Raw genomic sequence first — 13020 nt, 5'->3', positions numbered from 1 at the left:
GGCGACCGGGTGCGCGGCAATTCCGTTACGTCAAAACGCGTGATCCGGTATTTTTATGAATGGTTTCTGCGTGTTGGCGTCAATGGCCTTGCCAATGTCGGCCCTGCCGCCGATTTCCGTTGACTGGATTTGCCCGGCGCAGAAAACTGACCATGTAATAAGAGGGCGCTTGAGAACGCCCGTTCCGGAGGAATGACACCATGACGCTGCACGCGGTTAGCCTTGCCGACAAGTTCGACCTGTCCAAGAACCGGATCTTCGTTTCCGGCGCACAGGCCATCGTTCGCATGCTGATGATGCAGCGCGAAATGGACCGGCGTAACGGACTGAACACCGGCGGCTTCATTTCCGGCTATCGCGGCTCGCCGCTGGGCGGGCTGGACCAGCAGTTCTGGAAGGCGCGCAGGGAGTTCGCTGAAAATGACATCGTCTTCAAGCCAGGCCTGAACGAGGAACTGGCGGCCACGGCCTGCTGGGGCAGCCAGCAGACGGAACTGCTGGGCGAAGGCACGAAGGATGGCGTGTTTGCCATGTGGTATGGCAAGGGGCCGGGCGTGGACCGGTCCGGCGACGTGTTCCGTCACGCCAACCTGGCCGGCAGTTCGAAACATGGCGGCGTGCTGGCGCTGATGGGCGATGACCATACCGCCGAAAGCTCGACCAATGCTCATGCGACGGAGTTCCTGTTCGTCGACACGATGATCCCGATCTTCAATCCGGCAGGTGTCCAGGAACTGATCGATTACGGGCTCTACGGCTACGCGCTGTCGCGCTTCGCCGGCACGTGGGCCGCGCTGAAATGCGTCAAGGACAATATCGAATCCACGGCCTCCGTCGACGTATCGCTGGACCGGCTGAACATCGTGCTGCCGGAGTTCGAGATGCCCAGGGGCGGGCTCAACATCCGCCACGAGCTGAACCAGATCGGGCAGGAAGAGCGGCTGCACAATTACAAGCGCGCCGCCGCGGCCGCCTTCATCCGTGCCAACGGGCTCAACCGGATCATCTATTCGGGTGGAAGCAACGCGAAGCTGGGCATCATCACCGTCGGCAAGAGCTATCTCGACGTGCGCGAGGCGCTGGACGAACTGGGCATTGACGAGGCGCAGGCCAACCGGATGGGCATTCGCCTGTTCAAGGTGGCCTGTCCCTGGCCGCTCGACCTGGAGCACATCAAGGAATTCGCGCTCGGGCTCGACACGATCATCGTGGTGGAGGAAAAGCGCTCGCTCATCGAGGTGCAGGTGCGCGAGGATCTCTACGGAACCGCGAACCAGCCGACCGTTGTGGGCAAGAAGGACGAGCGCGGGGAATGGCTCTTTCCCGTCAAGGGCGCCCTTGACCCCAATGACATTGCCGTCGCGATCGGCGAGCGTGTGCTCAGGGTCATCGGCCCGTCGGAGGAGATCGAGGCGCGTGTCAAGCAGATGCGCCAGTTCCAGGCCATGCTGGCCGACACGAAGGATGTGGCGGTGCGCACGCCCTATTTCTGTTCCGGCTGCCCGCACAACACGTCGACCCGTGTGCCGGAAGGGTCGCTGGCCGGCGCCGGCATCGGCTGCCATTTCATGTCACTCTGGATGGACCGCAGCACGGTGGGCTTCACCGCGATGGGCGGCGAGGGCGCACAATGGGTGGGGCAGGCGCCGTTCTCCAAGCGCGCGCACATGTTCCAGAACCTTGGCGATGGCACCTACAACCATTCCGGCTCGCTGGCGATCCGCTATGCCATCGCGTCCGGCGTCAACATCACCTACAAGATCCTGTATAACGACGCCGTGGCCATGACCGGCGGACAGCCCCACGAGGGCACGCTGTCGGTGGACCATATTGCCGCGCAGGTGCGTGCCGAAGGCGTGGAGCGGATCGCCGTGGTCACCGACGAGCCGGACAAGTTTGCCGGCGTCCTGGCGTTTCCGGAGCGCACCACGATCCATCACCGGGAGGAACTGGACGCGGTGCAGCGCGAATTGCGCGAGGTGCCGGGCGTCTCGGTGCTGATCTACGACCAGACCTGCGCGGCCGAAAAGCGGCGCCGTCGCAAGCGGGGCACCTTTCCCGACCCCGACAAGCGGGTCATCATCAACGAACTGGTCTGCGAGGGCTGCGGCGATTGCGGCGTGAAGTCCAACTGCGTCTCGGTGCAGCCGGTGGAGACCGAATTCGGCCGCAAGCGGCGCATCGACCAGTCGAGCTGCAACAAGGATTTCTCCTGTCTCGAAGGCTTCTGTCCGTCCTTCGTGACGGTGCACGGGGCAAGGATCCGCAAGTCGGAAGGCGCATCGCTGAAGCAGGATCCGCTGGAGGGCGTGCCCGCGCCGGCCCTGTTCGATCTTTCGGAGGGCGGATGGTCCTCCGTGGTCGATGGCGTCGGCGGGACCGGCGTCGTGACGATCGGTGCAATCCTGGGAATGGCGGCGCATCTGGAGGGCAAGGGCTGCGGCATGATCGACATGGCGGGCCTGGCGCAGAAGGGCGGAGCCGTCTATTCGCATGTGCGCATCGGGCGCACACCGGAGGATATTCATGCCATCCGGGTTTCGGCCGGCAAGGCCGACCTGGTGCTGGGCTGCGACCTGGTGGTTTCCGGCTCGGCCAAGGTGCTGTCGGCCACGCGGGAGGGCGAGACGCTGTTCGTCACCAACACGGCGGAGGTGATGCCGGGTGATTTCACCCGCTCGCCGGATTTCTCGCTGCCGACGGAGCGGCTGAAGCAGGCCATCCGCAAGGCCGCCGGAGAGGACAAGGCGCATTTCTTCGACGCGACGCGCACCGCGACGACGCTGTTCGGGAATTCGCTGGGCGCCAACATGTTCATGCTCGGCTTCGCCTACCAGCTTGGCGGGCTGCCGGTTTCGGGCGAGGCGCTCGAACAGGCGATCCGGCTCAACGGCCAGGCCGTCGAGATGAATATCGAGGCGTTTCGCTGGGGCCGCCGGGCTGCCCATGACCGGGGCAGCGTGGAGGCGCTGGTTGACCGGCTGCGCGGCCGCGCGCGACCGGACTTTTCGGCCGAGACGCTGGACGAGATCATCGCGCGGCGGGAAGCCTTTCTCGAAAGCTATCAGAACGGCGCTTATGCGAAGCGTTACCGCGGTCTGGTGGAAAAGGTGCGCGAGGCGGAGTCGAGGGCGGCGCCGGGTTCCACCGCGGTGACGGAGGCCGTGGCGCGCAACCTGTTCAAGGCGATGGCGATCAAGGACGAATACGAGGTCGCGCGTCTTTACACGGACGGTGCCTTCAAGCGCCAGGTCGCGCGCGAGTTTTCCGGGTATGACCGTCTGGAATTCCATCTGGCGCCGCCCATCCTGGCGCGCAAGGACGGCAAGGGGCATGCGCGCAAGTCCCGCTACGGGGCATGGATGATGCGGCTCTTCGGGGTTCTGGCGCACATGAAGGGCTTGCGCGGAACCGTTTTCGACCCGTTCGGCCATACGGCTGAACGGCGGATGGAGCGGGCGCTGCGCGAGCGTTATGCCGGCGATGTGGAAGCCATTGCGCGCCGCCTCGACCGTGCGCGCATCGGGCCCGCGCTGGAACTGGCGGGCATACCCTCCATGATCCGCGGTTTCGGCCATGTGAAGGCGGCCAATGCCGAAAAGGCGGAGGCTGCGCGCGCGCTGGCGCTCAAGCGCTTCGACGACCCGGCGCCGGAAACGGCGCTGCAGGCCGCCGAGTGAAGGGCGCCGGGCAGGAAAATGGCGGAAAAATGGCTGCAAGCGCCCGTGACATAAGGGTTTCTTAAGTCTGCAATGCGAAAAGGCAGGTCCCGGGTACCGGATCTGGCGCATGCAGGACAAAAACAGAAAAACAGTCCAGGACCAGACGCACGACGAGTTCTATATCGCGTTCGTGCAGTCGCTCTTCGAGAACGGACGCACGCTCATCATGGGCGTCGCGACCCAGATCGCGATGCTGTTGCTTGTCTACTGGAAGACCGGCGACGCGGTCTTCGGCTACATCGCGGTGGGGCTTCTGCCTGTCGGCCTGCTTCGCTATTTCACGGTACAGCGCTACCGCAATGCCGGCGTGGCCACGACGCTGGCCGACGCAAAGCGGCGTGAATGGGCCTATATCGCCGTGGGCGCGCTGCACGGCGCGGCCCTGGGCGTCTTCACCGTCTACAGCATCTATTTCGTCCGCGACGAATTCGCCGAGGTCGCCTCGATCAGCCTCGCACTGGCGACGGCGGTGTCGATTCCGGGCCGCAATTACGGCTCGTCGCGCATGGTGTTCGTGCTGAACACATTCCTTTCCCTGCCGATTTCGGCGACGCTGATCGCGCGCCTGGACATCTACCATGTCGTGCTCGGCCTGCTTCTCGCGCCCTTCCTGTTCGCCATCCAGACCTTCTCGACCGATATCCGCGACAAGGTGCTCTCGCTTCTCAGGGAAAAGAAGAAGGTCAGCGCGCTGGCGATGCGTTTCGACAAGGCGCTCAACACCATGTCGCATGGCCTGGTCATGCTGGACGCCCGCGAGAAGATCGTGGTGGCCAATTCGCGTGCCTCCGACTTCTTCGGGCTGCGCAGCGCGCAACAGATGCAGGGCCGCGTCTTCCACGCGCTGCTCAATCGCGGCGTCGCCGCCGGCCTGCTCGACCGGCGGGATGCGCGCTACATCGCGGTGGAGCTCTCCCGGGCCATCCGCGAAGGGCGAAACCGCAAGGTTCTCATCAAGCTGACCGACGGCCGCTATTTCGAGCTTTCGGCACGCGAGGGCGACGACGACCTTTCCGTGATCACGTTCGAGGATGTGTCCTCGCGCATCGCCTCGCAGGAAAAGATCCGCTACATGGCGCGTTTCGACGCGCTGACGGGCCTGGCCAACCGGGGCTATTTCCAGGAAATCGTGGCCGAGGCCCTGTCCGATGGCGATCCGGAACGGCTGTGCGGCATGCTCGTGCTCGATCTCGACGACTTCAAGGGGATCAACGACGCGCTCGGCCATCCCGTCGGCGACGGCCTGATCTTTGCCCTGGCAGAGCGCCTGATGTCGCAGAACGAAGACCATCTGAAGATTTCGCGCTTCGGCGGCGACGAGTTCATGGTCTTCTTCGACGACGTGCACGACGAGGCCGATCTCAGTGCCCGGATCGACGCTCTCTATGCCCGGCTCAAGGCTCCGGCCGATGTGGCGGGCAACCTGTTGTCGCTGCAGGTCAGCGGCGGTGCCGTCATGGCCAAGGTGCGCGACACGAGCGTGGACAACCTGATCGTCAAGGCCGATCTCGCCCTCTACAAGGCCAAGGGCCTGGGCAAGAACGGCTGGCAGCTTTTCGAGGAAACCCTCGACCGGGCGTTCCGGGAACGCCAGAAGCTGAAAGGCGAACTGCGCGGGGCTGTCGAGCGCGACGAATTGTCGGTGCTGTACCAGCCGATCGTGGATGCCCGGACGTTGCAGGTGGCAAGCTGCGAGGCGCTGTGCCGCTGGCATCATCCGGAACTGGGCAACATTCCGCCCTCGATCTTCATTCCGCTGGCCGAGGAAATGGGCATCATCTCCTCGATCTCGGCCCATGTCCTCAAGCGCGCGACACAGGATTGCGCCGAACTGCCCGGCGACATCCGCGTCTCGGTCAACCTGTCGGCCAACGACTTCCGTTCGCCGGAGATCGTGGCGACGGTGGAGCACGCGCTCAAGCTTGCCGGGCTGGAGCCGTCACGGCTCGAAATCGAGGTCACGGAAACGGCGCTGGTGGACGACAAGGCGAAGACCTGGGCCTATCTGCAGGAACTCAAGGGCCTTGGCGTGACCATCGCGCTCGACGATTTCGGGACGGGCTATTCCAATCTCGGCTATCTCAATGCCTTGCCACTGGACAAGATCAAGGTCGACCGCTCGTTCCTCTCCGAAATGGAGACCAACCCGAAGTCGCTGGAACTGCTGAAGGGTGTGGTCGAACTGTCGCGCCGGCTGCGGCTCGCCGTGACGATCGAAGGCGTCGAGACCGAGCAGCAGTTCCGTCTGCTGGCCGAATCGGTGCATCCCGACTACATCCAGGGTTTCCTGTTCGGCGCGCCGCTGTCCAAGCGCGGCATCGCGGCCATGATCCAGGCCATCCGTCCGCTCAAGGAAAAACAGCGCAATACTTCCACAACACAGGGCTGAAGGGCAGGATTTCGCCCTTGAATAAAATGTAAGTAATTAACTTTTTGTTAAGGTTAACCTAAGGTAAATGATATCCGTGCATTTGTGGGCTTTCTAGCTGGCAGGCGTTTCCCTATCCTGTGGTTGCAGGGTCTTATTACGAGGGGATGGCCATGAATGCGGCAAGTGAGCATGCCGTCGTTGGCCGGGTGACCAAGACTGCGTCGGCCCGGGGTGCAATGCTGAAGCGGTTCCTGGCGTATCTCGACAGGATCGAGTACCGGCGGGTGAGCGGCGGCGAGGCGCTGGAGGACATCGCCCGGCTGCGCTACAAGTCCTACCTGCAGAACAGCCTCGTCATGCAGAACGAGTCGAAACAGATCATCGACACGTATGATGGCGACGAAAACGCCTATATCTTCGGGGTTTATCTCGATGAGGCGCTGGTGGCGACGATCCGTCTTCACCATGCGTCGCGCGATTTTCCGCGCTCGCCGGCCATGGACATGTACAGCGACATCCTGCTGCCGCGCCTGCAATCGGGCGACAGCTACATCGATCCGAGCAAGCTTGCGGTCGATCCCGACATCGTTTCGGGTTCCATCATGATTCCGACCGTGACCATGCGGCTGGCCTATGTGGCGTGCAAGTACCTTCAGGTTCCCTACTACATCACCATGCTGCGGGACGACCACGAGGTCTTCTACAAGCGGATGTTCGGCTTCTACAGAATCGCCGAGGCACGCGATTACAAGGGCGCGGTGAACTGCAGCGTACCGCTCTATGAAGGCGACATTGCCCGGTTCGGCGCCACGACGGTCGAGCGCTTCCCGTTTTTCCAGTTCACCGAAGCCGAGGGGCGCATGCTCTTCTCGCGGCCCGGCATCGGCATGGATGCACCCTTGTCTGTCCTTCCGTCCGCGAAGTACCTGATCGGCGAAGCGGCCTGACGGCAGGATGCAGGAAACTTGCCCCGGGATCGTCCCGGGGCATATATGATGCCTGGACGCGCCCCTCCCAAACGGTGGCGCGCTGGATGCATCGGAATGGCGGCCTGCACATGAATGGCAAAGTGGAACTGGCGCGCGGCTTCATCTGGGCGGCGGATCTGACCGACAGCGAACTTGAGCGCGCGGCGCAGGGAATTACCGAGCGCACCTACAACAAGGGCGCCTATATCTGTCATCGCGGCGACCGGCTGGACCATTGGGGCGGGATCGTCGAGGGCCTCATCAAGATGAGCACGATCGGGCGCTCGGGCAAGGCCGTCACCTTCGCCGGACTGGGCAATGGCGCATGGTTCGGCGAAGGATCGGTGATCAAGAACGAGGCGCGCAAATATGACCTGGTGGCGTTGCGTGAAACGCGCCTGGCGCTGATGAACCGCCCGACATTCCTGTGGCTGTTCGAGAATTCCATCGGGTTCAACCACTATCTGCTGCGCCAGATCAATGAGCGGTTGAGCCAGTTCATTGCCACTGTCGAGCATGACCGGATTCTCGATTCCAAGGCGCGCGTGGCGCGCAATCTTTCCTGGCTGTTCAACCCGGTCCTCTATCCCGGCGTCGTCAAGACGATCGAGATCACGCAGGATGAACTGGCCCTGCTGACCGGTGTGTCGCGCGCGGTGACCAACCGGAGCCTTGGTGAATTGCAGGACGAGGGATTGCTGACGGTCGAGCATGGCCGCGTCACCGTCATCGACGTCAAGAAACTGATGCTCTACGGAGATTGATCCCGGATCACCGAACACAGCGCAGAAGCACACCGAATCCAAGCCTGCTTTACACGCGCCGGGACCCATAAACCATCACTGCGACCTTTGTCTGTCAACCGGAAAGTTGCCAGCGGCCTGTTTTCGTGAAATTTTCACTGGACAAGAAGGGACCCTGTCCGGGAGGGGCAGACCCAACGGGAGAACACTGCCTTGCCTTAAAGCAGGGCAGACCGGCAAGGAGGAGGCCGCTTTGACGCAGCATCAGGCGTCTTTGGACACGTTTCCCAAATACCTGCTTCTCAACGCGAAGCGGTTCGCCACCCGTCCGGCCATGCGCCACAAGGATCTGGGCATCTGGCAAAGCTGGACCTGGGCGGAGCAACTGGACGAGGTGCGTGCGCTGGCTCTGGGCATGAAGGCCATGGGCGTGGCGGCGGGCGACAAGATCGCCATCGTCGGCTCCAACCGGCCGCGCCTCTACTGGTCGTTCGCCGCAGCCCAGTCCCTGCAAGCGGTTCCGGTGCCGGTCTATGCCGATGCCGTGGCCGAGGAAATGGCCTATGTGCTGGATCATGCCGGCGTGCGTTTCGCCGTGGTGCAGGACCAGGAGCAGGTCGACAAGATCCTCTCCTTCCGGGACAAGATCCCGATGCTGGAGCAGGTCATCTACGACGAGCCGCGGGGCTTGCGCGACTATGACCACGGGCACATGCATGCCTTCGAGGCGGTGCAGGCGCTCGGGCGCGCCCGGCTGAAGGAGGATCCCTCGCTCGGCCAGGCGTGGGAAGAGGGGATCACCGCCGCATCGGGCGAGGACATTTCCATCATTCTCTACACGTCGGGCACGACGGGGCGCTCCAAGGGCGTGATGCTGAAGGCCATATCGGCCGTGCGGGCGGCGCAGGACACGGTCGCCTTCGACCGGTTGTCGGAGCGCGACGAGGTGCTGGCCTACCTGCCGCTGGCATGGGTGGGCGACCACTATCTCAATTATGCGCAGGGCTATGTCTCGGGGTTCTGCATGTCGTGCCCGGAAAGCCCGGAAACGGTGTCGCAGGATCTCAAGGAGATCGGGCCGAGCTTCTATTTCGCGCCGCCGCGCGTGTTCGAAGGGCTGCTCACCTCGGTGATGATCCGCATGGAGGATGCCGGAGCGCTCAAGCGGCGGCTGTTCCATTACTTCATCGACGTCGCCAAGGAGCATGGCGAGGATCTGCTCGAAGGGCGGCCGGTTTCGTTCCCGGGCAAGGTCAAATACTGGCTTGGCAACCTGCTGGTCTACGGACCGCTGAAGAACACGCTCGGCTTCTCCAACATCCGCGTGGCCTACACCGCGGGTGAGGCCATCGGGCCGGACCTGTTCTCCTTCTTCCGCTCGCTGGGCATCAACCTGAAACAGCTCTACGGGCAGACCGAAGCCTTCCTCTATGTCACATGCCAGAAGGACACGGATGTACGCGCGGATGCCGTCGGGCCGGCCGCGCCGAATGTGGACATCCGGATCGCGGATGACGGCGAGGTCCAGTTCCGCTCGCCGGGCATGTTCTCGGGGTATTTCAAGGAGGAAGAGAAGACCGCCGAGACGTTGACCGAGGACGGCTATGTGAAGACGGGGGATGCCGGGTTCTTCGACAAGGACGGCCAGCTCAAGATCATCGACCGGGCGAAGGATGTGGGGCGGCTGACGACAGGCGCGCTGTTTGCGCCGAAATTCATCGAGAACTCGCTCAAGTTCTTCCCCAACATCAAGGAGGCTGTCGCCTTCGGCCATGGCCGCGACAAGGTGGGCGTGTTCCTCAACATCGACCTGACCGCCGTGGGCAACTGGGCCGAGCGCAACAACATCTCCTATGCCTCATACCAGGAACTGGCCGGGCATCCGAAGGTCTACGAGATGATCGCCGAAAACGTGGCGGAAACCAATCGCAAGCTTTCGGAAGTGGAGATGATGGCCGGCGCGCAGATCAGCCGCTTCCTCGTCCTGCACAAGGAACTGGATGCCGATGACGGCGAACTGACACGCACGCAGAAGGTGCGCCGCTCGTTCATCGCAGAGCGCTATGGCGAACTGATCGAGGCGCTCTATGACGGCTCGTCGGAGAAATACGTCGAAACCGAAGTCACCTATGAGGACGGCCGCAAGGGCAAGATCCGCGCGACAGTCCAGATTCGCGACGCGAAGACGTTTCCCGTGAACGCGGCGCAGACGCACAAGGAGGCAGCGGAATGAACGCACCGCTGAAAACCGCCGACCTGAAGGCCTCGGAGCGGTTCCGGATGACCGCACACCAGGACGGCATCGCCAAGGGCGATGTGCTGCTGGAAGTCGAGAACGTGTCGCTGTCTTTCGGCGGCGTGAAGGCGATCACCAATATCTCCTTCGACATCCGCAAGGGCGAGATCCGCGCGATCATCGGTCCGAACGGCGCCGGCAAGACATCCATGCTCAACGTCATCAACGGCTTCTACCATCCGCAGGAAGGCACGATCACCTATCGCGGCCAGAAGCGCTCGCAGATGCGCTCCACCGATGCGGCGCGCCAGGGCATTTCGCGCACCTTCCAGAACATCGCCCTCTTCAAGGGCATGTCGACGCTCGACAACATCATGACCGGGCGCATCACGCTGCAGAAGCGCAACATCTTCTGGCAGGCGCTGTGGCACGGGCCGGCGATGAAGGAGGACCTGGAACATCGCGAGGCAGTCGAGCACATCATCGACTTCCTCGAAATCCAGCACATCCGCAAGACGCCGGTGGGCCGGCTTCCCTACGGGCTCCAGAAGCGCGTGGAACTGGGCCGCGCGCTGGCCGCGGAACCGGCGCTGCTGCTGCTGGACGAACCGATGGCGGGCATGAACCTGGAGGAGAAGGAGGACATGAGCCGCTTCATCCTCGACGTCAACGACCAGTTCGGCACCACCATCGCCCTGATCGAGCACGACATGGGCGTGGTGATGGACATTTCCGACCGGGTCGTGGTTCTCGACTATGGACGCAAGATCGGCGACGGTCCGCCGGACGAGGTTTCCAGAAACCAGGATGTCATCGACGCCTATCTTGGCGTCTCGCACGACTGAGGCCGGCTGGGGGGAGACCATGTCACCAGAATTTCTCTATTTCATCGAAACGGTGATCAACGGCCTGATGTCGGGCGTGATGTATTCGCTCGTCGCGCTTGGCTTCGTGCTGATCTTCAAGGCATCGGGCATCTTCAACTTCGCGCAGGGCGTGATGGCGCTGTTCGCGGCCCTTACGCTTGTCGGGTTGCAGACGGGGCAGGTCCCCTTCGCGCACCTGATCAACGCCATCTTCGGCACCGAAATACACGATTTCGGATGGGAACTGCCGGCCATCGTGGCGGTGGCGGGAACGCTTCTGGTCATGGTCGCCTTCGCGTGGATTTTCGAGAAGCTCGTGCTCAAGCACCTGGTCAACCAGGAGCCGATCATCCTGTTCATGGCGACCATCGGCCTTGCCTATTTCCTCGAGGGATTCGGCGACCTCATGTGGGGTTCCGACGTCAAGATCCTCGATGTCGGCATTCCTTCCGGCGGCTCGTTCTGGGTGGAAGACGTGACGCGTGAATGGGCGGCGGAAGGCTCGGATTATTTCGGCATGTATATTGACGTGCTGGATGTCTACGCGGCCGTGATCGCGGTCATCCTCGTCGTCGCGCTGACCGCCTTCTCGCAATATACGCGTACCGGCCGGGCGCTGCGCGCGGTGGCGGACGATCACCAGGCGGCGCAGTCGGTCGGCATCTCGCTGCGCAGCATCTGGGTCATCGTCTGGTCGATCGCAGGCTTCGTGGCGCTGGTGGCGGGCATCATGTGGGGTTCGAAATCCGGCGTGCAGTTCTCGCTTTCGCTGATCGCGCTCAAGGCGCTGCCGGTGCTGATCCTCGGGGGGTTCACCTCCATTCCGGGCGCCATCGTGGGCGGACTGATCATCGGCGTCGGCGAGAAACTGGCCGAACTCTATATCGGACCGCTCGTCGGCGGGGCGATCGAGAACTGGTTCGCCTATGTTGTGGCGCTGGTGTTCCTGCTGTTCCGGCCACAGGGCCTGTTCGGCGAAAAGATCATCGAGAGGGTGTGACGAACAATGCTTTACCGTGAAGCCGGCGATTTCAAGTCGACCTACGCCGCCGACCAGCAGACCTTCCCGATCCGTTCGGAACGCATTCTCTTCTGGGCGGCCATGGCCTTCGCCTTCATTGCCATGCCGCTGTTGCTTGGTGCCTATCCGGAGGGTTCCACCTACTGGGTGAAAGCCATCCTGCTGCCCTTCCTGGTGTGGTCGATGATCGCGCTGGGGCTCAACATCCTGACCGGCTATTGCGGCCAGGTGTCGCTTGGCACCGGCGGCTTCATGGCCGTGGGCGCCTTTGCCTGCTACAAGCTCATGACCGCTTTCCCGGACATGAACATCATCATCTGCATCGTGCTGTCCGGCGCGGTGACGGCGGGCGTGGGCGTGCTGTTCGGCCTGCCGTCCCTGCGGATCAAGGGCTTCTACCTCGCGGTGGCAACCCTGGCGGCGCAGTTCTTCCTGGTGTGGATGTTCAACAAGTTCGCCTGGTTCTACAACTACTCCGCCTCGGGCCAGATCACGGCTCCGGAACGCACCATCCTGGGCGTGGCGGTCACCGGGCCGAACTCCGCGCCCTGGGCAACCTATCTGCTGGCGCTGACACTGCTCTTCGCCTTCGCATGGGTGGCGCGCAACCTGACGCGCGGCCGGATCGGCCGGTCGTGGATGGCGATGCGCGACATGGATATCGCCGCCGAGATCATGGGCGTGTCGCCGCTCAGCGCCAAGCTGTCGGCCTTCGCGGTCTCCTCGTTCTACATCGGCATGGGCGGGGCCATGTTCTTCGCCATCTATCTCGGCGCGGCGGAGGTGACGGAAGCCTTCGGCATCGACAAGTCCTTCGATGCGCTGTTCATGGTCATCATCGGCGGTCTGGGCTCCATCCTCGGCGCCTTCCTGGGCGCCGGCTTCATCGTGCTGTTCCCGATCTTCCTGACCGTGGTGATGCGCGACGGGCTGGGCTGGCCGACGGCGACGGTGGAGCATTTCCAGATCATGATCGTCGGCGGGCTGATCATCTTCCTGCTGATCGTGGAGCCGCACGGGCTGGCGCAATTGTGGCGCTTAACCAAGGAAAAGCTAAGGCTCTGGCCATTCCCCTACTAGGGGATAGACTGAA

8 protein-coding genes are annotated in these 13020 nt (G+C 62.9%); all 8 read left to right on the top strand.

Features of this window, described 5'->3' with window-relative positions:
• The first annotated feature begins 200 nt into the window (after window positions 1–200).
• The 8 genes from R3D65_RS14395 to R3D65_RS14360 all read left to right on the top strand — a co-directional run bounded on the left by R3D65_RS14395 (window position 201) and on the right by R3D65_RS14360 (window position 13007).
• Window positions 201–3680 (top strand): indolepyruvate ferredoxin oxidoreductase family protein, encoded by a 3480-nt coding sequence (locus R3D65_RS14395; RefSeq protein WP_371275933.1) that lies wholly within the window; start codon window positions 201–203, stop codon window positions 3678–3680.
• Window positions 3681–3789: 109 nt separating this feature from the next.
• Window positions 3790–6111, top strand: coding sequence for a putative bifunctional diguanylate cyclase/phosphodiesterase (locus R3D65_RS14390; protein WP_371275932.1), 2322 nt, complete (start codon window positions 3790–3792; stop codon window positions 6109–6111).
• 152 nt (window positions 6112–6263) lie between these two features.
• Window positions 6264–7040, top strand: coding sequence for a hypothetical protein (locus R3D65_RS14385; RefSeq protein ID WP_371275931.1), 777 nt, complete (start codon window positions 6264–6266; stop codon window positions 7038–7040).
• Window positions 7041–7150: 110 nt separating this feature from the next.
• The gene (locus R3D65_RS14380) at window positions 7151–7825 is read left to right on the top strand and encodes a Crp/Fnr family transcriptional regulator (RefSeq protein ID WP_371275930.1); all 675 of its coding nucleotides are present in this window, start codon (window positions 7151–7153) and stop codon (window positions 7823–7825) included.
• Window positions 7826–8057: 232 nt separating this feature from the next.
• Window positions 8058–10037 carry an AMP-binding protein gene (locus tag R3D65_RS14375; protein WP_371275929.1) on the top strand — a complete coding sequence of 660 codons (1980 nt, stop codon included), beginning with the start codon at window positions 8058–8060 and terminating at the stop codon, window positions 10035–10037.
• A gap of 47 nt (window positions 10038–10084) precedes the next feature.
• Window positions 10085–10885: an ABC transporter ATP-binding protein gene (locus tag R3D65_RS14370; protein WP_371276049.1), complete on the top strand. Its 801-nt coding sequence runs from the start codon at window positions 10085–10087 to the stop codon at window positions 10883–10885.
• Window positions 10886–10904: 19 nt separating this feature from the next.
• Window positions 10905–11906: a branched-chain amino acid ABC transporter permease gene (locus R3D65_RS14365; RefSeq protein WP_371275928.1), complete on the top strand. Its 1002-nt coding sequence runs from the start codon at window positions 10905–10907 to the stop codon at window positions 11904–11906.
• A gap of 6 nt (window positions 11907–11912) precedes the next feature.
• A complete protein-coding gene (locus R3D65_RS14360; protein WP_371275927.1) occupies window positions 11913–13007 on the top strand; it encodes a branched-chain amino acid ABC transporter permease in 1095 nt (364 codons plus the stop codon).
• Window positions 13008–13020 lie beyond the last annotated feature (13 nt).

The organism is Zhengella sp., assembly GCF_041397485.1.
In the GTDB taxonomy this organism is placed as follows: domain Bacteria; phylum Pseudomonadota; class Alphaproteobacteria; order Rhizobiales; family Rhizobiaceae; genus Zhengella.
This window is presented reverse-complemented; position numbering and strand designations above follow the sequence as displayed.

What these genes read in the sequence shown, in the direction of transcription:
- R3D65_RS14395 (WP_371275933.1), top strand. Translation starts at nt 201, where the DNA reads ATGACGCTGCACGCGGTTAGCCTTGCCGACAAGTTCGACCTGTCCAAG.
- R3D65_RS14390 (WP_371275932.1), top strand. Translation starts at nt 3,790, where the DNA reads ATGCAGGACAAAAACAGAAAAACAGTCCAGGACCAGACGCACGACGAG.
- R3D65_RS14385 (WP_371275931.1), top strand. Translation starts at nt 6,264, where the DNA reads ATGAATGCGGCAAGTGAGCATGCCGTCGTTGGCCGGGTGACCAAGACT.
- R3D65_RS14380 (WP_371275930.1), top strand. Translation starts at nt 7,151, where the DNA reads ATGAATGGCAAAGTGGAACTGGCGCGCGGCTTCATCTGGGCGGCGGAT.
- R3D65_RS14370 (WP_371276049.1), top strand. Translation starts at nt 10,085, where the DNA reads ATGACCGCACACCAGGACGGCATCGCCAAGGGCGATGTGCTGCTGGAA.
- R3D65_RS14365 (WP_371275928.1), top strand. Translation starts at nt 10,905, where the DNA reads ATGTCACCAGAATTTCTCTATTTCATCGAAACGGTGATCAACGGCCTG.
- R3D65_RS14360 (WP_371275927.1), top strand. Translation starts at nt 11,913, where the DNA reads ATGCTTTACCGTGAAGCCGGCGATTTCAAGTCGACCTACGCCGCCGAC.